Annotated in this window: 17 protein-coding genes; 11 read left to right on the top strand and 6 right to left on the bottom strand. The window is 50.1% G+C overall.

Annotated features, from left to right (window positions below; all coding sequences use genetic code 11):
• Positions 1–632 (top strand): glycosylhydrolase-like jelly roll fold domain-containing protein (locus QVO99_RS10675; RefSeq protein ID WP_369678125.1); only part of this gene is annotated, 632 nt, incomplete at its 5' end.
• Between the two features lie 43 nt (positions 633–675).
• A complete protein-coding gene (locus tag QVO99_RS10670; RefSeq protein ID WP_022317605.1) occupies positions 676–2,088 on the top strand; it encodes a sialate O-acetylesterase in 1,413 nt (470 codons plus the stop codon).
• 223 nt (positions 2,089–2,311) lie between these two features.
• On the opposite strand, the gene QVO99_RS10665 is transcribed toward QVO99_RS10670, so the two are convergent.
• The 5 genes from QVO99_RS10665 to QVO99_RS10645 all read right to left on the bottom strand — a co-directional run bounded on the left by QVO99_RS10665 (position 2,312) and on the right by QVO99_RS10645 (position 10,467).
• Positions 2,312–4,666: a carboxypeptidase-like regulatory domain-containing protein gene (locus QVO99_RS10665; RefSeq protein ID WP_022317604.1), complete on the bottom strand. Its 2,355-nt coding sequence runs from the start codon at positions 4,664–4,666 to the stop codon at positions 2,312–2,314.
• A gap of 110 nt (positions 4,667–4,776) precedes the next feature.
• Positions 4,777–5,841: a hypothetical protein gene (locus QVO99_RS10660; RefSeq protein ID WP_022317603.1), complete on the bottom strand. Its 1,065-nt coding sequence runs from the start codon at positions 5,839–5,841 to the stop codon at positions 4,777–4,779.
• 44 nt (positions 5,842–5,885) lie between these two features.
• Complete coding sequence (locus QVO99_RS10655; protein WP_022317602.1) at positions 5,886–7,736, bottom strand: M6 family metalloprotease domain-containing protein; 1,851 nt, start codon at positions 7,734–7,736, stop codon at positions 5,886–5,888.
• Positions 7,737–8,883: 1,147 nt separating this feature from the next.
• Positions 8,884–9,531 carry a nitroreductase family protein gene (locus QVO99_RS10650; RefSeq protein WP_022317601.1) on the bottom strand — a complete coding sequence of 216 codons (648 nt, stop codon included), beginning with the start codon at positions 9,529–9,531 and terminating at the stop codon, positions 8,884–8,886.
• 24 nt (positions 9,532–9,555) lie between these two features.
• Positions 9,556–10,467, bottom strand: a complete 912-nt coding sequence (locus QVO99_RS10645) for a 4Fe-4S binding protein (protein ID WP_441295418.1) — start codon at positions 10,465–10,467, stop codon at positions 9,556–9,558.
• A 608-nt stretch (positions 10,468–11,075) separates the two neighbouring features.
• Here QVO99_RS10645 and QVO99_RS10640 point away from each other — a divergent pair.
• The 4 genes from QVO99_RS10640 to QVO99_RS10625 all read left to right on the top strand — a co-directional run bounded on the left by QVO99_RS10640 (position 11,076) and on the right by QVO99_RS10625 (position 13,550).
• Complete coding sequence (locus QVO99_RS10640; RefSeq protein ID WP_022317599.1) at positions 11,076–11,861, top strand: DUF6249 domain-containing protein; 786 nt, start codon at positions 11,076–11,078, stop codon at positions 11,859–11,861.
• 35 nt (positions 11,862–11,896) lie between these two features.
• Positions 11,897–12,442, top strand: coding sequence for an RNA polymerase sigma factor (locus QVO99_RS10635; RefSeq protein ID WP_022317598.1), 546 nt, complete (start codon positions 11,897–11,899; stop codon positions 12,440–12,442).
• Positions 12,429–12,809 (top strand): DUF5056 domain-containing protein, encoded by a 381-nt coding sequence (locus QVO99_RS10630; RefSeq protein ID WP_022317597.1) that lies wholly within the window; start codon positions 12,429–12,431, stop codon positions 12,807–12,809. Before QVO99_RS10635 ends, QVO99_RS10630 begins: the two co-directional genes overlap by 14 nt.
• Before the next feature lie 117 nt (positions 12,810–12,926).
• Positions 12,927–13,550 carry a YiiX/YebB-like N1pC/P60 family cysteine hydrolase gene (locus QVO99_RS10625; protein WP_022317596.1) on the top strand — a complete coding sequence of 208 codons (624 nt, stop codon included), beginning with the start codon at positions 12,927–12,929 and terminating at the stop codon, positions 13,548–13,550.
• 10 nt (positions 13,551–13,560) lie between these two features.
• Here QVO99_RS10625 and QVO99_RS10620 read toward each other — a convergent pair whose 3' ends face one another.
• Positions 13,561–15,663 (bottom strand): TonB-dependent receptor plug domain-containing protein, encoded by a 2,103-nt coding sequence (locus tag QVO99_RS10620; protein ID WP_022317595.1) that lies wholly within the window; start codon positions 15,661–15,663, stop codon positions 13,561–13,563.
• 228 nt (positions 15,664–15,891) lie between these two features.
• On the opposite strand from QVO99_RS10620, the gene QVO99_RS10615 reads away from it, so the two are divergent.
• The 5 genes from QVO99_RS10615 to QVO99_RS10595 all read left to right on the top strand — a co-directional run.
• Positions 15,892–16,818, top strand: coding sequence for a magnesium transporter CorA family protein (locus tag QVO99_RS10615; protein WP_022317594.1), 927 nt, complete (start codon positions 15,892–15,894; stop codon positions 16,816–16,818).
• A gap of 236 nt (positions 16,819–17,054) precedes the next feature.
• Positions 17,055–18,902, top strand: a complete 1,848-nt coding sequence (locus QVO99_RS10610) for a DUF349 domain-containing protein (RefSeq protein WP_022317593.1) — start codon at positions 17,055–17,057, stop codon at positions 18,900–18,902.
• A gap of 101 nt (positions 18,903–19,003) precedes the next feature.
• Positions 19,004–22,231, top strand: coding sequence for a S41 family peptidase (locus QVO99_RS10605; RefSeq protein ID WP_022317592.1), 3,228 nt, complete (start codon positions 19,004–19,006; stop codon positions 22,229–22,231).
• 249 nt (positions 22,232–22,480) lie between these two features.
• Complete coding sequence (locus QVO99_RS10600; RefSeq protein WP_022317591.1) at positions 22,481–23,404, top strand: bile acid:sodium symporter family protein; 924 nt, start codon at positions 22,481–22,483, stop codon at positions 23,402–23,404.
• A 101-nt stretch (positions 23,405–23,505) separates the two neighbouring features.
• A partial coding sequence (locus QVO99_RS10595) for a DUF5703 domain-containing protein (protein WP_288177223.1) occupies positions 23,506–25,105 on the top strand: 1,600 nt, incomplete at its 3' end.

Raw genomic sequence — 25,105 nt, 5'->3', positions numbered from 1 at the left:
CACGACGCTATTGCTATATCATAGATGCCGAACACAACAGAACAATGAAGGTTGACGCCAACAGTGAGATAGCTCTCGCTGCCGACGACGCCCTCTTCTATGTGTTCACCGACAATGAGATTGACGCAGATTATCTCTATCAGCCCAAACACGTCGGCGAGATGATTCCGATAGACAACAACGGATGGAAGGTGACGTTCGAAACCACAGGAAAGGTGGTGGAGATGAAGGAACTGAAAGACTGGACATCGTTTACCGACGACAACAGCATCAGATACTATTCCGGCCATGCTGCCTATGAAACGACTTTCAAACGAAAGCATTCTCCTGCCAAGGACGAGAGCGTAGTGATAGACCTCGGCACAGTGGCAGACATCGCTACGGTATACGTCAACGGCAAGCAGTGCGGCACAGCATGGCGTCCGCCATATACCGTAGACATAACGCAGGCTGTGAAGAAGGGCAAGAACTCGCTGAAAATAGTCGTGGTGAACACATGGGCAAATGCCCTACAAGGCAACGACGAGGGAAAGGCGCCTTTCACAGGAATATGGACCAATGGCAAATACCGCCGCGCAAGCAAGGACCTGTTGCCGTCGGGACTTACATCTCCGATAATGATCAGCAAGTAGACATGTTGACGAGTTGACAAGAACATAAGAAACAAACAAATACATGAAGAAGATATTAATATTAGGCGCCATCATCGCTGCCGCATCAACAGCGAACGCCAAGGTTACACTGCCAAGGATATTCTCCAACGGTATGGTGATGCAACAACAGACGGAAGCCAACCTCTGGGGAACTGCCAAGGCAAACGCCACGGTGAAGATCACGGCATCGTGGAACAAAAAGACAATAACGACAAAGACGGACAATGACGGGAAATGGAAAGTGAGCATCACTACACCGTCTGCCGGCGGTCCCTACTCCATCACATTCAACGATGGCGAAAAGACTGTTGTCAACGACATACTCATGGGCGAACTGTGGATATGTTCCGGACAAAGCAATATGGAGATGCCGATGAAGGGATTCAAGAACCAGCCCGTGGAGAATGCCGTGGAGGACATACTCCATAGCAGCGACAAAGAGATGCGTCTCTTCACCGTGAAGCGTACGAGCAAATTCGAACCGCAAGAGGATGTTGTAGGGTCATGGCAGGAGGCATCGCCAATGGCAGTACGCGATTTCAGTGCCACGGCATATCATTTCGGACGCGAGCTCCGACGGATGCTCAACGTTCCCGTAGGCCTCATCGTCACCTCATGGGGCGGTTCCTCATGCGAGGCATGGATGAGAAGAGACTGGCTGAAGGCTTTTCCACAGATAGAACTGCCGGAATCACAGGAAACGATAAAATCAAAAAACCGCACCGCTACGGTGCTCTACAACGGTATGCTCCATCCTCTCGCCGGCATCGCCATGCGTGGTGTGATATGGTATCAGGGCGAAGAGAACGTGAGCCGCTCCAGCTACTATGCCGACCTCTTCTCCCGCATGATACAAGGATGGAGAGAAGAATGGCAGAGGGGTGACTTCCCGTTCTATTTCTGTCAGATAGCGCCTTACGACTATAGCCTCATCAACTGGCAGCAGTATAACAGTGCTTTCCTGCGCGAACAGCAGGCAAAGGCGGAACAGATGAACAAGAACGTGGGAATGGCGGTGCTTATGGATGCCGGACTGGAATATGGCATTCATCCTCGCAAGAAGCAGATTGCCGGAATGCGCCTCGCCCTGCTCGCCCTCGACAAGACTTACGGAATAAAGGGTATAACTTCTGAGAGCGCCTGCTATAAGAATGTGGAGTTCAAGGGCGACACTGCCGTGGTATCGTTCGACCGTGCCGGAATGTGGATATACGGCAAGAATGGTCTGAAGAGCGACCTCGTTGAGGTGGCTGGTGCTGACAGCGTGTTCCATCCTGCCAAGGCATGGATAGAACGCAGCAAGCTCTACGTGAAGAGCGACAAGGTGAAAAATCCCGTCAGCGTCCGCTATGCTTTCAAAGACTGGGCAGACGGCGACCTGTTCTGCGACGGACTGCCAATAAGTTCATTCAGAACGGATGACTGGAAGAAATAGGATGTTTTGAGTTGACGAGTAACAAGTTGACAAGTTAACAAGTAACGAGTTGACAAGTTGACTATAGAATAAAAAAAGCCAGCAGTAGGAAATACAATCCACTGCTGGCTTTTTTGTTATACCGGCAAACATGTTCTTGTTCACCATATTATTCGTTTGTCTGAATCATCATTACAGGTTTCTCCTATGGATGTTGTGGACAAACGAATTTGTTATTGCCGCGTTATCTCACAAACTTCTTTCCGTTCTGTATCGTGATACCCTTATAGCTCTTGCCCACTCTCTGACCAGCCAGGTTGTATGCCTTGCCATCAGCGTTTACAGTGGTCTTGTTGCCAGTAGTGATGTCTACGATACCATCAGCCTCTGTATAGAAGAAGCGGGTGACAGGCTGTTCCAATGAATTGACGCAGTCGTCGTTGAGATATGGCCAGTCTTCTGTTTCTGCATAGTCGCCGAAGGTGTATCTGTCGCTGAAATAGCTCATTGCCTTCTTCTTCATGTCAGGATTGTAGAAGAAGTTGAAGTCGAGCACATTGCAGGTATTCTCTCCCTCGAAGGTGAGCGCCATGAGAAGATTCTTGTCGCCGCTATAGTTGAGAGGCTGGTCGAAGGTGAGTTCCAGTTCTCCGTTTCCTCCGGCATAGTTGTATAGCTCTCCTTCATATTCATATCCAGCGATTGCCACTGTGGCATCCTCATATTCATAGAATTTGTATCTGCCTGCCTTGTCGTCATAGTCGAATGCATCGCTGTCGATTTCCTTCACCCATACCTTCACTGTACGAGGACAAGCGTCGTAAGCACTTTCGTTGTGGAAGACGAAGTTTACCTTCGTGATAGCCTTGCCAGCCATCTTTGCGAGCTGCTCCTTGGTGTAGATGATTTCAGATCCGGTATACTGGTGAGTGAAGTTCGTTGGAGCTGCCGCCCATGAGAATCCGTGTCCCTCATATACATCATCCTCCGTTCCGTCTTTGAGCATCTTGTTGTATTTGCCGAGAGTCACGCTGTTTTCCGGCTCTGGAGTCTTCGTCAGCGAGATGTTCTTGGTAGTAGTCTCACCTGGAGTGAAGGTGATATTGTCTTCTGTATAATCCTCACATTCTCCGTCGGTCACCGTGAGTGTGTATGTCTTCTCGCTCTTCACCACCTTTATGCTATAAGAACCGTCGGCGGTTGTCGTGGTGCTGTAGGTAACATACTTGTTGTCCTTTGCCGCAATTCTCACCACAGCTCCCTCCACAGGTTCGTCGTTGCATGTCACCTTGCCCTGCATAGTAGCCGGATTGTCTATCTTTATCATCGTGATGTCCTGCGTCTTCGGTTCGCCCGGTGTGAACCTCACGTCTGCGATGGTCTTGTCTTCGTAGCCTTCAGCCTTGGCGGTGAGGGTGTAGGTTTCCTCGCTCTTCACCACTGTCATGGTGTAGTTGCCGCTCTCGTCAGAGGTAGTAGAGTATTTGTTGTCGCCGCTTGTCAACGTGATGACAGCACCGGCAACAGGAGCGTTGTCGTCGTTAGACTTCACCTTGCCCGAGAGTTCTGAAGGCACGTCTTTCTTCGTCATCTCGATATTGAGAGATTTCTTCTCGTCTGAAGTGAATTTCACCGGTTCTGCTGCCGAATAGTCGTCGTAGCCTTCTGCTGTTGCCGTGAGGGTATATTCCTTGTCGATGTCCTCAGCCGGGATGTTTATGGTGTAAGCGCCCTCAGCGTCTGATGTAGCCTCAAGAGAGGTCTCGCCGCTGGTCAGAACCACCTTGGCACCGGCAATTGCACTCTCGTCACACTTCACGCTGCCGCTCAGCTCGGCAGGTTTCACCACCGGCTTGCTTGCCTCCTGATATGTGAAACGGGTGAGAGGCTGGCTCAGCTTCGGGGCATGAGAGATTGTGGAACCTCCGCCGTTGGCATAAGGCCAGTCTTCCGATTCGTTGAAATCAGCAAAGGTCGTATTGTCGCTGCATGTCGACATCGCCATATTCGGAGCATCGGTATTGAAATAGAACTCGATGTCGGTAGAGCCATCCGTCACGTCTTCGCCATCAAAGGTTATGGTCACGAGCAAGTTCTTCTCACCGCTGTAGGCAAACGGTGTGTTGAAGTTGATGGCAAGGTCACCGTTCTCATTGTAGGCGTCAACGAAATCCGTGTCGAAAGTGAAGTCCGTAGCCGCCTTGGTGGCATCAGAATATTCAAAGTAGCAATAGCTCTTCTTCGCCTCGTTATATACGAAGGCATTGTCGTCGATTTCCTTCACCCATACGTTGATTGTCCTTGGGTATGCCTGGAAAGCGGCAAGGTTGTAATACTTGAAGCTGATGCCCTTGATTTCCTTTCCCTTCATGCTTGCGAGCTGCTCTTTGGTATATATAATCTGCGCACCGGTGTGTTTCACCTGAAGCTGTGTCGGTGCAACCATCCACCAGCTGCCCTGGTATGTCTGGTTCTCATCCCAGTCGTATGCCGTAAGGTCGTCATAATTTCCCAGCGCCAACGTCTGGTCGTCAGCCTTTGCCCAGTTCACTCCCACTGCGAGGAGCAAGAGCGTGAGTATATAATTTATCTTTTTCATGTCATCGCCTTTTTAAAAATTGTCATGAGTGTTGTTTATCGAATCAGAAACGTAGTTCGCTATTGAGTAGGGAATCCTGTCTCTGACAATAAGAGAGGAGAACAGACATCTTATCTGACTACCACTTTTCTGCCGTTGCAGATATACAGTCCGTTAGTAGGTCTGCTCACGCGCTGTCCGGCGAGGTTATACCACACGTCGTCCTTCACCTTTTCTGCAGCATCTGTCTTTACCTTGTCAATGCCGTCGGTCTCCGGATTGTAGATTTCAGATGTCCTTGCCGTGAGGTCCACCTTCACGAGGTCTGTGAACGGACTTACGACAAAGGTGTAAGGCATTGATCCGTTTGGTGTGGAGAAATCGTCTGCCGAAGCATACAGGTCGTAGTATACCACCTTTGAGCTCGTGTATTTTGCCAATGATGTGATGCGGCAAGATGTCACGGAGTCGTTGGTAACTTCGTTTACAGAGCCTACTGCCTCGTTACCGCCAACCATTACATTTACCACGTCGCCGGCCTTCAAGTTCTGCTTCACCTGAATGCGGTCGAAATAGTCAGGTTTGCCATCCATCGCGGTGTTGTTTATCACGGTAAAGAAGAGGTCCTTTATACCGTTGTCGAACTCGAATGTCACTTCGGCAATTCCTGTTGCTCCGCCTTCCACTACGGCCTTCTGTGTCTTTATCTCCCTGCCGTTCTTGCCGTGGCTCTCCACACGGATTTCATCGCCGTCGGAGCAGTATGCGTCAATGACGACTTTGTATTTACCGTCGTCAGCGCGCAGGTCGAGATAAGGTGAGTAAATCAGTCCTGCCACCATGCTCGGAATGAAGTTAGGGAATGCGTAGGCTCCCCATCCATACGAGAGTGCATATCCGTATGCCGAGAGGTCTACGAATTCCTCCTCGCCTCCCAATGGCTCATTGAGGCTTCCGCGTGTTATGCCGGAGAAATCTTCGTCGGCAATTGTCACCTCGCCATCGGCAGTCACCGGCTTACGGTCGTATACGAACACCGCATATCCGTCGGCATCCTTCACGGCGCCCCAGTTAGCAGTGAAAGCAGTAGATGTGATATCTGTCGCCAACTTGGTTTCCGGCTTCTGTAGCGTAATCTGGGCAGAAGCGGCGATTGCCGCCGCCGCCATGAATAATGTTGTGTAAAGTTTCTTCATAATCAGTCCTTTCCTTTATTTAGTGATTTTTGTTTGTATGCGTTTTACTTCAGCAGTACCTTCTTCTGGAGCCGCTTTCCTCCTATTATATATATGCCTGCTTTCAGGCTGCCGTTCTTGATGTCGCCAATGCGTCCTGCCTTCTTTCCCGTGATGTCGTATACGGTATCGTCGCCGGTAGTATCTTCTGCCATGGCTATATCCTGTATAGCATCCGTTTCCTTTTCCTTTGTCATGAAGGTGAACGAGATATTACCGTCGTCGTCTTTCTCAATATTGTATACCGGTTTGCCCATCAGCTTCGAACCGTCGGCAAGTGCATTATACAGTTCCGCCGCCGGCTTGCTGGTGTCTGTCAGACTGTCCACCACCCCTCTCGGAGCATCCATCGGATAGGTATAGAAATAGGTGTCGTTCTGTATGCTTCTCACCCTGCTGAAGGGTGCCATACGCGGGTGGTCGTTGGTGAAATATCTGTCGTAGCCTTCGGCTGGGGTGAACTCTCCTTTTGAGTTTACGATATTGTTGTCGAAGAGATCCTTGTCGTAGTCCACATGGATGATGAGGAGTCCGTTCTCCGGTGTATACTTGTCCCATCCCATGCCCTTGTGGTTCTCCAGGAGATAATATTCGTCTTTGTGGTTGTCGTTGTAGATTACGTATGCCTTGCCATCGGCCTCCTCCAGACTCGTCATGCCTTTTATAATGTCGCCGGCTTTGAGTTCTGTCAGTTCGAGCCAACCGGCATAGGCGCGCTCATAACTGGTCCATCCTGCCGGACACCATCCGATGCCCTGGGGTCCGTTATAGCTTCCGCCAGCCAGCAGATCCCAATCGCCCATGGTCGGTGTTGACCCATAGTTGGTGTCATACATGTCGGGCAGTCCCATGCAGTGTGAGAACTCATGGCAGAACACTCCGAGTCCCATCGGCACTGTGCCCGAATCGAGGTATAGCTCATTGCTGCATGCATACTGGTTGATAAACACTCCGTCGATGGAGAATCCGCCGTTGCCGTCGCTGTTCTGTAGAGCCTCATCCAGAGTCCAGGCGTTGGGCCATATCGTTCCCGTAGGTCCTCCCGTTGCCTGTCCGTATCCGGCATAGAGCACGAACACCTGTTCCACCTCGCCATCGTCGTCCCAGTCGTATTTCTTCCAGTCGATGTCGCATTTCTCGTCGGCTTTCTTAATCGCCTCGGTGATGAACTCGCCGATGTGGTCGGCGCCTCCCATGATGGGCGACGGACCACCATAATATGTAGCCGACTTGCTGACTTTCACCGGACCTACGATGTCGAACGTCAGGTCAAACTCTCCGCGGCTCATGTCCTTGAAATAATCATGCACACTGCCTGCCGCTCCATTCTGCGAATAGCCTTCCTGATTGAGCACTTCGTCATAGAATTTCACTATGGCATCGTCGCCTTTCGAAAAAGACTTGTCTGAAAATGCCGCAAGGATAACGAGTGCCTTCTTGCTGCCTTTAAACACACTTATGTCGTCTTTGCTCGGCAAGCGGTCCGGTCTGACACACCGCTTGGCGGCGCTTCTCTTTTTTGCCGCCATCTGGCGGGCTATGGGAGCAAGGTCGTGGATGGTATTCATCACCTGAAGCTCCTTTGCCGACCGTGCCGCTGACTCATGTGCGAGCACACCAGAGTTATGGAGCTTGCCGCTTTCTATGGTCAGATAGCAGTATCTGTTGTCGGCGGCTTTATAGATGGGCACGTTGTCTTCGGTGATATAGTAGTGCAGGTGTTCATCGCCAGCCTGGCTCACCTTGATTGTGGTGCCGTCGCTCTGCGAAACTACCTTCCAGCTTTTCTTTGCAGGAATAGCGAATGTCATTGCCGCACATAAGGATAGTACGGCTGAAATAAGGATTCTTTTCATATAGATATATGTTGTTTTCTTTTATATATATTGTAAGTCGAAGGTTCGCCAATAGACTGTTATTGGCATTGCGGAAATAACCTTTTAACGATTACATACATAACAATTTTTCTGCATATTCAATATGCAGACTATCATTACGTCTGCATATCCCAATTTTTAATACACATTTATCACTAATTAACTGCAAATTTATAACGTTTTATAATACATACAAAATCTATTGGCAGTTTTTTTTCATTCAAAGACAAAAATACCGAAAAATAGGGATAGAAGTTCCAAAAGTATTGCCTTTCTACCCCATTTGTTTCAGATTCTTGAATTTGGAATGCAACGGCAGACAACGGCAATGTTGTCTCTACTAAGGTTGCGATGTAGGGATTGGAAAGATAAGAAGACAAGCAGAGGAGTAAAAAAATAGACAATGCCCGTTGGCAGAATTAATTTAAGTTGGTCGACATAAGTAAAAGTTGCCCATATCGCTGATTCTTAGTAAAAACGAGAATTTCCAAAAAACTGTCAGACTGTCTGGTTTTTCTACATAACACTCTGACAAACAGATAGTTGACTACCTGGCAACTGTCAGCAAATTGTCTGGATGGTTTGCTGATGAAAGGATTTGTCAGATGTTAGGAATTGCATACGTTGGCAGAATCCTGTAAAACAGGAATATGGGTATTACAACATTAACTTATTGGGAACTTGTCTGACAGCAGTTCTGCCCAACTGGGGCAAGCAGCGTGCCCAAGTGGGGTAAGCACGTTGCCCAACATGGGCAAGCACGTTGCCCCTATTGGGCAGAATTTATGCCAAGCGGTTGCCCAAAAAGTTGATGTCGCAATATCCATATTCTTGTCATCCGAATACCATTCGTCTGATTTTCTGTCGCCTGACAATTTTTATCTCGTATTCAAACCATCCAGACAATCTGCTGACAGTTACCAGGTAGTCAACTATCTGTTTATCAGAATATTACCACGAAAAACCAGATGGTCTGACAGTTTTTTTGAAAATTCTTGATTTTACTAAAAATCAGCGTTATGGGCAAGGTTTTGCCCCATTTGTTTCAGAATATAGAATTTGGAATTATGTCACTGTCAAAGTCAGGATGGGGCAAATGTCTTGGCACATCGCCTTAAGACGGGGTTCATTTACCCATGTCATAAGTCACCTTACTCTCGTCCCACTTGTCTTTCGGCTGCTGGTCGCCCTTGGGATAACCTATAACGATGGTGCAGAAAGGAACAAGATTGGAAGGAAGACGGAGGAGCTGGCTCATCGCCTTGCAGCGCTCTTCCGACGGATAGGTGCCGGTCCAGACAGCACCCAGTCCCATGGCATGTGCCTGCAGCAGGATATTCTCCGTCACGGCAGAGAGGTCTTGTGGCCAGAAGCCGCGTAGCCCGTCTTCGCCTTCCTCATATTTATTCATGTCGCCGCACGGCACGATGGCGAGCGGTGCGTCTTTCGCCATAGAGGCATTGGGACACAGCCCGGCAATCTGCTGCAGCAAACTGCGGTCTCTCACCACCACAAGATGCCACGGCTGACGGTTCATTGCCGTTGGGGCAGCCATTCCGGCATGGAGCAGCGTGTCTATCTGTGAGTCGGAGATGCTGGTGTCGAGATATTCCCTCACCGACGACCGCGTCATGATGTTCTGATATACTTCGGCGGAGGTACCGCCGGTCTTCTCTACTGATTTCTCTTCCGACACCGTGGCAAGACGCACACTGACACAAAGGAGAGCGGCGGCAAGCACTACGTTGAGGAAGAATGATGATTTCATTTTCATATCTGTTTTTTGTTGACAAGTGGATTATTCTCCTTTCTGCGCCAATTTCAGCAATGTACCCATCGGACACACGAAACGACAATACGGACGCTGCACGAACAGCGACAGCACTACAAAGACACCGGCAATTATGATTACCGGCAGGGAAGCCTGATCCATGATGAAGGCAGAGAAGGGTTCGTAGTCGGTCCAGCCTGCCCATGCGCCACTCCACAAGAGCAACATGAGTACTGCCCACAGCAGTTGTCTGAACGTGTCGAGGAAGCGCAACGTGGCAGCGCCAATCTTCAATTTATGAGGGATTAGCTGACCGGCAACCTGTTGCAGCGAACCGAACGGACAGACATGGGCGCAATAGTAGCTCTTCTTGCCGAAAAGAGGATATACGAACGCCGTGACGATCATCACCACCGGAACGAGAGTCAGCCATAGGTTCATGCCATTGGCAAGGAATCCCATCAGCGAGGTGTACGAAAGGAAACTGCCACACCAGAAACCGAGGACCACAACATTGAGCACCATCTGAACAAGCTGGTAACGGCGGTTCTTGACAAAGAGCGGCAGGATAGCGGCGAGGAGCACCACGATGAGAGCTACCACATTCTTCAGCGACAACACATCAGCAAGGGCTGGACCACGGTCTGCCTCCTGCTTCTTTGCCACAAGCTGCAGTCCGCGCTGCATATTCGCTATTATGGCTTGCGACGAATAGGTGGCTCCCGAAACGGCATCTACCTTCATCGCCAGGGCTTCACCTATGGTCTTACCCTTCCACTTATCAAATAATGTGGCGGCATTGGCAAAGAAAGAGGGTGTCTCCTGATTGTCGAGAGCCCTGACGCTCTCCACCACACCGTTGCGGACGGTAAATTCAAGGGGCACGGTGCCGGCAAAGCCCTGGATGTCTTTGCCAAGGGATGCGGTGTTTACCACCATACTTCCATCGTCGTTCGTGACGACGGGTCCTGCCGACAGACTGTCGGNGGGTCCTGCCGACAGACTGTCGGCAACTTCTGTCTTTTCACCGCCAAGCTGATTGCCCCAAATCTTGTTGCTGCGCAACACAGCTACCGAAAGGAGAATCATCAGACAAGTGACAAGACTCATAATCTGTTTTATCTTATTCATATTTTATTAAGTTGACGAGTTGATGAGTTGACGAGAAATCGAGTTGACAAAGGAAGTTGTCTTACAAGAAAGTCTGGACGAGACTCATCTATCCACATTGGTCTATCTATGACAGTAAACGTTCGCCATCTTATTATATTGTGACACGAGACATAAAAAAACGACGAAGAATCGGATTTTATATACCTTAAAACCATAATTCGCAATAGCCGCTATTGCTCTTTAAAAAGACAAACAAAATCCACTCTTCTACAAAACAAAATTCTGGCAAGTCCTAATGACCATTGTGGGGTAAATCACAATCAGCGATTTGGGTCAAAGCATTTTTTTTCATAATTTTGCAACTATTCCCCACCCCACTCCGTCTAACTACTGAAACAAGACAAAACATCAACGAAACAAAAAACATAACGGATATGAAAAGAATTATAGCAACACTGATTATCGGCATGACATTGTCGGCTGCCCTCCCTACGATGGCAAGACACGGCAACAGAACATCGGCAACGAGCTCCGTAGTAAGACACAAGAATGCTGACGCCGGCGCAAAGAAAGATTCCGCTACAGCAATCGTGGCATTCAGCGACACTACCGACACGGACGACCAGGATGCTGCTCCTGATTCTGTGATAAATTACACACAGATACACTCGAACATGTCGGATGTGGCGAAACAGATGTTCAAAGATGCGATTATACCTATAACGATAGTGTTCATCATCTGCTTCCTCGCTCCGGTGGCAATAATAGGCCTCGTAATATATCTCATAGTGAAATCGCGCAACCAGAAACTGAAACTCGCGGAGATGGCGATAAAAAGCGGACAGCCGATACCCGACTTCGCGGCAAAGAACCAAGTTTCACGCAACGACTACCTGTGGTCGAAGGGCATAAAGAACATCTTCCTCGGCATCGGACTCACCGTGATGTTCTTCATCCTCGGCATCAATGCGCTGTGTAGCATCGGATTGCTCATCGCCATATATGGAGTGGGACAGGCGATAATAGCCAAGACAACCGGCGGAGGAAACATCAATGGAAACTTCTCCCAGCAAAACTTCAACGACCAGAGACAGAACGCACCTTATGCCGACAATGGCTATAACAATCCACAAAACGGATACAACCGGCAGAGCAACGACAACCGGCAAGGATATGACAACGGCACTACTCAGAATGCCAACGACGAGAACATAGGATAAAGATACAACAACCCAAAGGAAAGGACTCTGACATCATGCCTGAATTGATGAATGACATAAAGCTCGTCACCCAGGTGGCGGTATTTGGCAACAAGCGGGCTTTCGACTCGCTGTTGCGCAAATACCAGTCGCAAGTGCGCCGCTTCCTGCTCAGCCTCACGCTGGGCGACCGGCAGCTCGCCGACGACCTGGCACAGGAGACGTTCATCAAGGCGTATGCCAACATAGGGAAGTTCAGAGGACTGTCATCATTCTCGACATGGCTGATGAGAATAGCCTACAACACCCATTACGACTATCGCCGCAGCCACCACCAGACGGAGGACATGGACACGCCCTCTGTTGCGGCTCGCCATGCCGGCAATGACGACTGCACTTTGGGAATGGACATACTGAAGGCTCTCGCCACACTGAAACCTGACGAACGCACATGCATAACGCTACAGCTCATCGACGGACAGCCTATCGACAAGATTGCCGCCATAACCGGCATACCGCAGGGCACAGTGAAATCCCACCTGCACAGAGGCAAGGAGAAACTCACCACATACTTAAAAGACAATGGATATGAAAGAAGATAAAGACGAATTGCTGAAACGCTTTTTCTCAACGGCAAACCAGACGGTGATTGCCGACGAGGGATTCTCTGACAGGGTGATGGAAGCCATCGAACCTGCGGCTGACAAGAGGCTGAGGAGAATCTCCAGGATTTGGACAGCGGTATGCTTGACAGCGGGTATCGTCATCCTGATATACATCGACCTGATATCAAGCATCCACGAGTCTGCCACACACGCCTTTTGGAACTGCATAAGATGGATGACAGACATCATGCAGCAGTTTGATCCTGAACATGTCAACCCATTGGTCTTCACACTGCCACTTGTTGCCACAATGGTCGTAGCAATATGGTGTCTGGCAGAGAACAAGAAACTGTCTGAGATTTAAGGTCCAATCGGTCATTATGCCTTAATTGCCAATCTTTTCAGATGTCTATATTAGCAAATATCAAAACAACTGATATAAAAGGATTCATATCCTGAAATAAAAATAACATTCAAGACGATGAAGAAGATAATTATCACCGCAACGGTCATGTGTCTGTCTATATGTCTGTGGGCACAGGGAAACAAGGGAATAACCGCAAGCAGACTTGCCGAGGGCGACCTGCTCTTCTGTGTGGCTGAAAGCGGCAACAACATAACTGACGTGACTACGGGACTTGACGGCAGACAAATCGACCATGTGGCGATTTATCATAATGCCGGAGGAAAGGGATTTGCCCTTGAAGCCATACACAAGGGAGTGTGTCTCACTCCTATCAACAGCTTCATGGCGAGACGCCATGTGGTGGTGGTGGGACAACTGAAAGACACAGTCGGCGTGGCTCGCTCGGTGGAGAGGGCAATACAGTTTATCGGTACGCCATACGACTTCAATTTCATGCCGTCGGACAGTGCGATGTATTGCAGCGAACTGGTGCAGAAATGCTACAGGAGCAGGGATGGCGAACTGGTGTTCAAACCGATTCCGATGTCGTTTCATGACAAGACGGGCACAATAACCGCCTATTGGAGGGATTATTATGCCCGTCAGGGATTGAAGGTGCCAGAAGGCGAACCGGGAAGCAATCCCGGCGACTTGTCGAGAAGCGACAAGATCGTCATTCTGGGCGAACTTCGGAAATAGGGTCGTTATACTACAGATTGACGTTAACCGCTACGCCGGCCATCACCCATGCACCTGGCTGGGGAATAGATCCGAAGTCGTAGTATTTCTTGGCAAACACGTTGTTTGCCTCTACATAAGCCTTATACCATTTGTCATTCCATGCCAGACGCACGTCGGTGACGGCATACGGCTGGTAGTGCTTCACTACGGCATTGCCTGAAGCATCGGTGGCGGTGAACTTGCCGTCGCGCTTCTGGAAACGGTATTTCACCGTCAGGTCGAGGTTGCGCCAAAGGTTGAGTTCGAGGTTTGCGATGAACTTATGACGCAGATACTCCAGTGTGGAACGGCTCTGGATATTGGCAGGCTCGTCCTTGTCTTGTGAGAGGTAGGTGTACTGCAGCGTGAGGTTCTTCACCACATGTTGCGCCGGGATGAGACGCAGGAAGTTGAGACCGACTTGTGCCTCGGTACCGATGGTGTTTACCTTGGTGAAGTTCACTGACTTCCACACTGCCTCGTCGCCTTCGCTGCTGTCCCAGATCCAGTCTATCATGTTCTTGCAGCGGTTGTGGAACACGCTTGCGCTTGCCGTGATGCCGGCGCTGAGATATTTCACTCCGCCCTCAAAGGCTTGCAGTTCCTCCGGTTTCAGATGTTTGTCTGCCTTGTGGCCGCCTACGGAATAATATAGCTCCGTTGCCGACGGCATGCGCAGCGACGTGTTGTATGAAGCATAGAACTTCACGTGGTCGCCGATGCGATAGCTGGCGTCAACGCCTGGATAGAGGCGCATGTTCATGTTGCTCCATGAGTTCTTCACTGCCACCAGTCCAGCCGAGAGGGTGAACCTTTCGAGCAGGATGTTGTGCTCCAGGGCGAAACTGATGTTCGTACGGTTCAGACCGTTGGTATAGTCGCGGTCGGTCTTGTGAACATGCTTGGGTTTGTCGAGCGGTTCTCCGAGCGTGGTGCTCACGAGGTCTTCGTTGCGCAGCTCTGCCGAGATGGCGGTGCGGCCGAATGCCCAGTCGAAATATGAGTTGAGGTTCACGCCATAGACATCGGTGCGGTGATAATTGTAGGGAACTCCGTATGACAGTCCCTCTGGTTTTTTGCCGTCGTGACCGCGGAACCATTCAAAGCGGTCCATGTTTCTGTTCCAATATATAGAAGGTTTGAGGTGGAACTTGCCTCGCTTCGTCTCCGCCTGCACGGCGGTATACGTCTTGAAGGTATGCTCAAACTGATTGTCGGAGCCAGTGCCATAGAAGGTGTTAGAACCAAAATCGCGGGAACTCAGTCCTGCATGCCAGTCCACCTTGATGTCGCTGTCCTCATAGCCGCCCTGATAGAAAGCCTTTCCGCCATAGAAATCGCCGTTGAGCTTTCCAGCCTTGCTGCGGCTGTAGCCGTCGGAACGGGTGTAGCTTCCTGAAACGCGGTTGGTCCACTTGCCCGACGAGAGGTTGAGAGAGGCTCCACCGCTGAGGTAGCCGTAGCTTCCGCCGTCAATGTGGGCGGAAACGTTGCTCGTCTTCTCTTTCTTCGTCACGATGTTGATGGCTCCGAGCAGCGACGAGGTGCCGAACACTCTTCCGGCAGGTCCCTCGAGCACTTCAATGCGCTCTATGTCTGCCACATCCACCGGGAAATCGAAGGCGTTGTGTCCCGTCTGCGGGTCGCAGATGTTTATGCCATTGAGGAGAACTGTGATTTGCTCGAAGTTTCCGCCGCGGATACTGATATCGGTCTGCGCTCCAATCGGACCACGCTGCCTCACATCCACGCTGGCGATGTATTTCAGCAAATCGTTAACACTTTGCACTGGCGCACATTGAATTTCCTTGCTGTCCAGTACAGTTACCATTCTCGCCGCCTGACTTCTGGTCAGCGGCGCACGTGAGCCCGTTACGCTCACTTCGTTCAGCATCACATCGCTCTGGGTGGAAAGGGTGTCAGGACGAAGCTCCTTGGTGCTCACTCCCTCTGCCTTGGCATGAGAAACTGTAGCAACGCTCAGAGTGCCGATGAGCACCACCTTGCCCAGGCATGCAAAAAGTGCGTAGCCCTTGTGGGAGAAGCGTTTGAACTTCATTGGCTCGCACGATGCCATTGGTCTGTTGTACATAAAAATATAAAGTAAATTATTAAAAAACGGTTGCAAAGATACTAATTCGCCGCTACAACTCCTTGCTTTTTAAAAATAATAATGTAAATTTGCACACGATTTTTATCAATTCTATTAATTATGGACGATTATCACGCGGAAAATAAAGACTTGTAGGCGCAGGGACGGCAACGGCTCTCTCAGCAGAGACTCCTGCGCTTGATTGTTTACCAAGTGGAGGATTTATCGATGAGAACATACTGGAACTATACCGAAGGCCTGAAGGCCATCAAAGAATGGGAGCCCAACTGCTGGATACAAGTAACATGTCCAAGCGAGGAAGATCAGCAGATGCTGATCGACCGTTTCAACATTCCCGACTATTTCATATCAGACATCAGCGATACCGACGAGCGTGCCCGCTATGAGTACGACGACGGATGGATGCTTATCATCCTGCGTATTCCATACGTAAAGGAGATACGTTCGCGCACGCCATACACCACAGTGCCGTTGGGTATCATACACAAGCGCGATGTCACTATAACCGTGTGCTTCTATGAAACGAACATGATGATAGACTTCGTGAGCTATCAGCAGAAGAGAAGCGAGGGATTCACCGACTATGTTGACATGATTTTCCGTCTCTTCCTGTCATCGGCGGTGTGGTATCTGAAACGACTGAAGCAGATAAACAGCCTTATTGAGAAAGCCAAGAGAAACCTCGACAGAGAGGTGAACAACGAGTCGCTGATCGGACTGTCGAGACTGCAGGACTCGCTGACATACTTCCAGACATCAATCCGCGGAAACGAGAACCTGCTCGCCAAACTGAAGTTCAAACTGCAGGTGGACGAGTTGGACGCCGACCTCATCGAGGACGTGAACATCGAGATGAGCCAGGCGCGGGAAACGACGAGCATATATTCAGACATTCTGGAATCAACGATGGACACATATTCGAGCATCATCAACAACAACATGAACACCGTGATGCGTACGCTCACCTCGGTCAGCATCATCCTGATGTTCCCTACGCTCATCGCCAGTTTGCTGGGTATGAACCTCATAAACGGAATGGAAAACAACAAATACGGATTCCTCATAGCCCTCGTCGCATCTGTCATGATATCAGGAGTTTCATGGTGGATATTCCGCCATAAACGTCTTATTTAACAACGAAATATTAAAAATCATTACATAAATTAGGAAGTTACAATCTTTTTAAGTAAGTTTGCAATTCATTTTAGAGCGGTAATTGCATATCAACGGCTATAACAATTAGTATTATAATACCTTATTATATATTATAAGAGCCGAAGCATGGACTAAGGAAAAAGGCTACATGAAGCACTTTCCTGCCGCAAGTGTATTTATATGGAACCCCAATCACAAATTTAAAACGTGAAGTAATGGACTCTCAAGAAAAATCTCTCGAACAGACAATGGAAAACGAGAAGAATGTAGAAGTAACTCCAAATGAGGCAACAGCCCAGAAGGAGCAGGTGGAAACAACCGACAACGCTGCCGAGGCAGGAAATGCCAGCGGACAGAGAAAAGTCTACAAGACCAAAGCGGAGGTTGTGGAAAGAATCAAAGAGATAGCTCATGCGGAGGAAATTCCGCAGAAGGATGAGGTGGATTATCTCAAAACCGTATTCTACAAGCTTCATTTCGCTGAGAGAGAAGCTGACATGAAGGCATATTTGGACGCTGGCGGTGACCCGGCAGCTTATCAGGTGAAACCTGACGAGAACGAGAACGCGTTCAAGGCCGAAATGACTATCATCAAGGAAAGAAGAGCTAAACAGTTTGAGGAACAGGAAAAGCTCAAGCAGGAAAACCTCAAGAAGAAGCTCGACATCATAGAGAAAATCAAGAATATGGCTACCTCGCCGGAGGAAGCCAACAAGTCATACCAGGAATTCAAACAGCTCCAGCAGGAATGGAAGGAAATCAAGATGGTGCCTGCTGAAAACGCCAACGAGCTTTGGAGAAACTATCAGCTCTACGTGGAACAGTTCTACGACCTGCTGAAGCTCAACAGCGAAGCCCGCGAATATGACTTCAAGAAGAACCTGGAGATAAAGACAAAACTCTGTGAGGCTGCTGAAAAGCTTGCCGACGAAGACGACGTGATAAGCGCATTCCACCAGCTGCAGGAGCTGCACCAGGAATACCGCGAGAGCGGACCTGTGGCAAAGGAGCTGAGAGAGGGCATCTGGGCTCGCTTCAAGGCTGCATCTACAGTGATAAACAAGAAGCACCAGCAGCACTTTGAGGACATACGCGCCAAAGAGGAAGACAACCTCAACAAGAAGACTGAACTCTGCGAGAAGGTGGAGGCTATAGCTAAGGAGGAGAACAAGACTTCTGCCGACTGGGAGAACCACACCAAGCAGATCATCGAGATACAGACAGAATGGAAGACCATCGGATTTGCACCTCAGAAGATGAACGTGAAGATCTTTGAGCGCTTCCGTGCTGCTTGCGATGATTTCTTCGGACGCAAGTCGGCTTACTTCACACAGATGAAGAAGGAATTCACCGAGAATGCCGAGAAGAAGAAGGCTCTCGTGGAGAAGGCACAGGCTCTGAAAGACAGCACTGAATGGAAGGCTACAAGCGACAAGCTCATCGCTCTGCAGAAGGAATGGAAAACTATCGGAATGGTACCGAAGAAATACGGCGACCAGTTATGGAATGACTTCCTCGCAGCATGCAACCACTTCTTTGAAGCACGCAACGCCGCCAATGCCGGAGCACGCAACGAGGAGCACGCAAACCTGGACAAGAAGAAAGCCGTGGTGGAGAAGCTGAAGGCTCTGCTCGAGAACCCTGTCGACGACACACAGGCTGAGGTTCGCAAACTGACTGAAGAGTATAACAGCATCGGTCACGTGCCATACAAGGAGAAGGACAAGATCTTCAACGAATACCACGAGGTGCTCGACAAGATTTTCAAGGAACTGAACATCTCTACAGCCCGTCGCCGCCTGAACAACTTCAAGACAAACCTGAAGAATGTGGCTAAGCGTGGCGAGGATGCTCTCGACAATGAGCGCACAAGACTGCAGCGCCGTGCCGAACAGATGAAGCAGGAGATACAGACCTATGAGAATAACCTCGGTTTCCTCAACGCTTCAAGCAAGAAGGGCAACAGCCTCATCGACGAGATGAACCGCAAGGTGCAGAAGCTGAAGGACGATCTGGAACTCATCAAGCAGAAGATCAAGGCCATCGACTCTGAAGAGAAATAAAAGAGAAGAATACAAGCTAAATAAAACATCCCAGCCAAGCACAAACGACTTCGGTTGGGATTTTTTCATGAATTATCCATATTAACTAAATCAATACAACCATGAACAAACTTATTTTAGCGACTCTCCTTGGCGCCTACGGCCTTGCAGCACAGGCTCAGGACAACCCGCTATGGATGCGCCACCCGGCAATCTCGCCCAACGGCAAGACTATCGCCTTCTCATACCAAGGCGATATCTTCACCGTTCCGTCAAGCGGTGGCACGGCGAAACAGATTACCTCCAATGCGGCTTTCGACTCCTACCCAGTGTGGAGTCCCGACGGCAACCACATCGCCTTCGCCTCTAATCGAGAAGGAAGCATTGACGTGTGGGTAATGGATGCCAACGGCGGTATTCCCAAACGCGTCACTACCAACAGTGGCAGCGAATATCCTCTGAGATGGAAAGACAACTCTACCATCATGTTCAAGGCTTCTATCATGCCAACAGCCAAGTCTATCATCTTCGCAGGCTCCTACCCTCAGGTATACACTGTAGGAATGGATGGCGGACGTCCGAAACTGTTTTCCGACATCACCATGGATGCCCTCGACATCAACGCCTCCGGAGATGTGATCTACATCGACCGCAAAGGCTATGAGGACGAATGGCGCAAGCACCACCGCTCGCCTATCACTCGCGACGTATGGCTCAAGAGCGGCGACTCGTTCAGGAAGCTGACTACATTCGACGGTGAGGACCGCGACCCTGTGTGGTCTGCCGACGGCAAGTCGTTCTACTATCTGAGCGAACAAAGCGGCACTCTGAACATATACCACCGCACTCTAGACGGCAAGGAGACACAGATAACCAATCATGAGAAGAACCCAGTGCGATTCCTTTCGGCAGCCTCCGACGGCACTTTGTGTTATGGCTACGACGGTGAGATTTATACCGTGCGCAACGGCGGACAGCCACAAAAGACTTCCATCAGGATTGCCGCCGACACCGAGGGAAAGGAGCTTATACGCCAAATCAGAAGTTCCGGAGCATACAACATCAAACTGTCGCCTAACGGAAAGGAAATCGGTTTCGTCATGCATGGCGATGTTTATGTAACATCCATAGAATACCGCACCACAAAGCAGATTACGAACACTCCTGAGCAGGAACGCTACATCGACTTCTCGCCAGACGGCCGCACTATAATCTATGATTCGGAGCGCAATGGTGTGTGGCAGATCTATGCCACTACAATGAAGAACAAGGATGAGAAGCAGTTCGCTTACGCTACTGAACTCGTGGAGGCACGTCTGACACAATCCGACCAGACTTCATTCCAACCTAAATTCAGTCCCGACGGCAAGCAGATTGCCTTTTGGGAAAACCGTGGAACCCTGCGCGTCATGGATGCCAAAGGCAAGAATGTGAAGACGGCGATGGACGGCAAGTTCGTTTATTCTTACAGCGACGGCGACATCGACTTCACATGGAGCCCCGACAGCAAATGGCTGCTCTCTTCATACATCGGTGTGGGCGGATGGAACAATTCAGACATCGCTTTGGTAAATGCTTCCGGCAACGGCGAGATTCACAACCTCACCGAGAGCGGATACAACGAAAGCAATGCCAAATGGGTGCTCGACGGAAAGGCGATGCTGTTCTGCAGCGACCGTGCCGGCTACCGCAGCCATGGCAGCTGGGGCGCAGAATACGATGCCTATCTCATGTTCTTCGACCTTGAAGCCTACGAACGCTACCGCATGAATAAGGAAGAGCGTGCGCTGGCAAAGGAAAACATGACCGAAAAGGAGAAGAAGAAAGAGGAGAAGAAGGAAGAAAAGGAAAAGAAGGAAATGGAGAAACCGGAGGCAAAGGAAATGGAGCCTCTGAAATTCGACCTCGAAAACTGTCGTGACCGCATCGTGCGACTCACCGTCACTCCTTCGTTCCTCGGCGACATCCTACTCGACAAGGATGGCGAGAACATCTACTACAATGTGGCGTTTGAGAAAGGCATGGACCTATGGCACCGCGACCTGATGACCGGAAACACGGAGCTGCTGATAAAGAACGTGGGCAATGGAGAAATGATGTTCGACAAGTCTTATAAGGAAATCTATCTCGCTGCCGACGGAGGCATCAAGAAGGTGACGCCACAGAGCAAAGCCGTGAAGAACATAGAGTTTGAGGCTCAGTTCAACTACCAGCCATACAAGGAGCGCGCATATATGTTCGACCACGTTTGGCGACAGGTGAAAGACAAGTTCTATGACAAGAACATTCATGGAGTTGACTGGGAGGGCTACCGCAAGACTTACGAACGCTTCCTGCCTTATATCAACAACAATCACGACTTCCAGGAGATGCTGAGCGAAATGCTCGGTGAGCTGAACGCCTCGCATACCGGTGCAAGATACTCCGGCTCATGGGCTTCATTGCAGACTGCAAGTCTCGGTCTCTTCTTCGACGAGGACTACACCGGCGACGGCCTGAAGATTGCCGAAGTGATAAAGGGCAGCGAAATTGCCTGCAAGCAGACTGACGTGAAGTCCGGATGCATCATAGAGAAGATTGACGGCACGGAAATCAAGGCCGGCATGGACTACTTCCCGCTACTCGACGGCAAAATCGGCAAACCAGTACGCCTGACAATCCGCCCGAAGAGCGGACGCTCATTCGATGTAACGACAAAGGGAATGTCGATGAACGCCGTTGACGACCTGCTCTACAAGCGTTGGGTTGACCGCAACCGCCAGCTGGTAGACAGCCTGTCGGGTGGTCGCCTCGCCTACGTACACGTAAGAGCGATGAACAGCGAGAGCTTCCGCACCGTATACCGCGAGCTCCTGAGCGACAAGAACCGCAACCGTGAGGCTGTCATCGTTGACGACCGTCACAATGGTGGAGGATGGCTGCACGACGACCTGTGTACTCTGCTCAACGGCAAGGAATACCAGAATTTCATGCCACGAGGCAACTATATCGGCCGCGACCCGTTCAACAAGTGGACAAAACCTTCGTGTGTGCTCATCTGCGAAGACGACTACAGCAACGGTCACGGATTCCCTATGGTATACAAGACTCTCGGCATCGGCAAGCTCATCGGTACTCCAGTGGCAGGCACAATGACTGCCGTATGGTGGGAGACGATGATCGACAACACCATGGTATTCGGAATTCCGCAGGTGGGATGTATGACTCTCGACGGAAAATATGCAGAGAACACTCAGCTGAACCCTGACATCACCGTATATAACACACCGGAGGATTTCCTCAACGGCAATGACCGACAGCTGAAAGCAGCCATAGAGGAAATGATGAAGCAGATCGGCGAAAAGAAATAAGACTATATCCCCAACGGCAATCAGGCCGTGATAAAAATAGGGGTTAATCATTAGAATAGGAGGAAAAAAGAAATGGTTTTCCTCCTATTTCCTTTTGCCGCAAATCTGTCGGCGGGTACTGCTCCAGAATTTCAACTCAAATCAGTCATCAGGGACTGCAAGGAGTTATAAAATACTACCATTGAACGGTCTGATGACCGTTTTGGGTTCAAGGAAACAGACATGACAAACTTAAATACACATACAACAATGACGAAACGCATTTGCGACTTCATCGCAAAGAATATGGGACTGATAGTACTCGCCATCGGAGTGCTCTCGGTTGTTTTCCCAACCCCGCTCGGCAGCATCGACACGATATGGATAAATCCGCTGTTGGGGGTGGTGATGTTCGGCATGGGACTGACGCTGAACCCTACCGACTTCAGGATTGTGTTCAGCCGACCTAAGGATGTCATCATCGGATGTCTGGCTCAGTTCACCATCATGCCGATAACGGCATGGCTCCTCACTCGTCTGTTCCAAATGCCTGAGGACTTGGCGCTGGGGGTGATCCTCGTCGGCTGCTGTCCCGGCGGCACGGCATCTAACGTGATAACATATCTGGCGAAAGGCGACCTCGCCCTGTCTGTAGGAATGACGGCGACGTCTACCCTACTCGCCCCTTTCCTCACTCCGATAATAACATGGCTTCTTGCCGGCACCTTCGTACATGTGGATGCCGTGAGCATGTTTTTCTCCATTCTTCAGGTTGTCATCCTGCCCATACTTGTGGGCTTCATGATACAACGGTATATGCCAGAGTTCACAAAGCGGGCGGTGGCTTACCTGCCGGCATTCTCGTCGTTGACAATAGTGTTGCTCGTTGGTATCATCGTTGCACACAACGCCGGGAAACTGCTCACCTGCGGATTTCTCGTGATGCTCGTAGTGATGCTCCACAACATCTGCGGACTGACCTTGGGCTACGGCATCGGCAGACTGCTCCGACTGGAGCACAAGAAGTGTGTAGCCATCTCCATAGAGGTGGGTATGCAGAACTCCGGTCTCGCCAGTTCTCTCGCCACCCTTCATTTCGCCGCCTACCCTCTCGCCACTATCCCAGGCGCCGTGTTCAGCGTATGGCACAATATCAGCGGAGCGATAATGGCACGGGTATATGGCAGAAACTAGAGATAAGAAACCAAAAGACCGCAAGCTGTTGTAAAGCTATACATTACAAAAGCCTATGTCACGCGTCCTCATTATATAACTAAAACGAGGAAACTACTCTAATGATGATCATCATATCGAAAAAGAGATTGGCAGCGGCGATTGCGATGCTTTGTGCTCTGATTTCCACCGCACAGGGCAATGCTGCAAACAAGACAAAGACAGACTACAAGCCCCAGGACTATGTGTGGACCTCACAGAGCGAGAACTCCGCAGGGTCGATGCCCTGCGGCGGACACGATGTGGGGATGAACGTGTGGGTGGAGAACGGTGATGTGCTGTTCTATCTTTCGAAGAGCGGGATGCTCGACGAGAACAATACCCTGCTCAAAGCAGGACGCTTCCGCTTGAAAATCGACGGACAGCCGTTCTGCGGCAACAGTTTCGAACAAAGGCTATCGCTCGACGACGGCGCCATATATATCAAAGGCGACGGTACAAAGATAAGAATCTGGGCGGATGTGTATCAGCCGAAAGTGTTCGTGGAAATCATTTCCGCACAAAAGCGAAACGCCACGCTGAGCTATGAGTCGTGGAGATACAAAGACAGACTGGTCACCAAGGCGGAATGCCAGCAGGGATCATACAAATGGAACATACCGAAAGACTGCACCACCTTTGCCGACTCCATCAAAGCCGGCTATAATACTCTGGACTTCTGGCACACAAACCGCAACAACACCGTATTCGACTATACCGTGGAGAGGGAAGGACTGTCGGAAATAAAGGATGAACTATATAATCCTATCGGCGGACTGAAATTCGGCGGAAACATCACGATGCCCGGCTTCAGGTTCACCGGCACGTCTACCGGCACCTATGCCTCCACAGATTTCAAGGCATGGAACTATACTGCCACAGATATCAGACAAGCCACTGTCAGCATCGACCTTTATACCGGAGATACGACAGTCAAGCCTCTGTCGGCAACGAAATCAAAGACACAGAGCGCAAAGTGGTGGCACCAGTTCTGGCAGCGCAGCCATATCATTGCCGAAGGCGAAGCTGCACGCATGGCTCGCAACTACGAACTCTTCCGCTACATGCTGGGATGCAATGCCTACAGCGAATATCCCACGAAATTCAACGGTTCGCTATTCACCTTCGACCCCGTCTTCGCTGATCCGAAATGCCCCTTCACTCCCGACTTCCGCAAATGGGGCGGCGGCACCATGACGGCACAGAACCAGCGCCTCGTATACTGGCCCATGCTCAAGAGCGGCGACACGAATATGATGGCGGCACAGTTTGACACATATCTGCGGATGCTGCCAAACGCCACACGACGCACCCGTTTCTATTGGGGACACGACGGAGCTTCGTTCGCAGAGCAGATAGAGAACTGCGGACTGCCCAACCCCACAGAATACGGCAAGCACAAACCCGGCGACGACCCGGGAATGGAGCGCAACGCATGGCTGGAATACCAGTGGGACACGGCATTGGAGTTCTGCTCGATGATAATGCTGGCGCATGAATACAGCGGCATGGACATCACGAAATATGAACCAATAATACGACAGACACTCACTTTCTTCGACGAGCACTACCAGTATATAGCCAAGAAGCTCGGGGTGAAACCTCTCACGGGCGACGGCAAACTGATGTTATACCCATCTTCGGGCTGCGAGACCTACAAGATGGCATACAACCCGTCGAGCG

The sequence above is a fragment of the Prevotella sp. CAG:592 genome (assembly GCF_000436015.1).
Classification (GTDB): domain Bacteria; phylum Bacteroidota; class Bacteroidia; order Bacteroidales; family Bacteroidaceae; genus Prevotella; species Prevotella pectinovora.
This window is presented reverse-complemented; position numbering and strand designations above follow the sequence as displayed.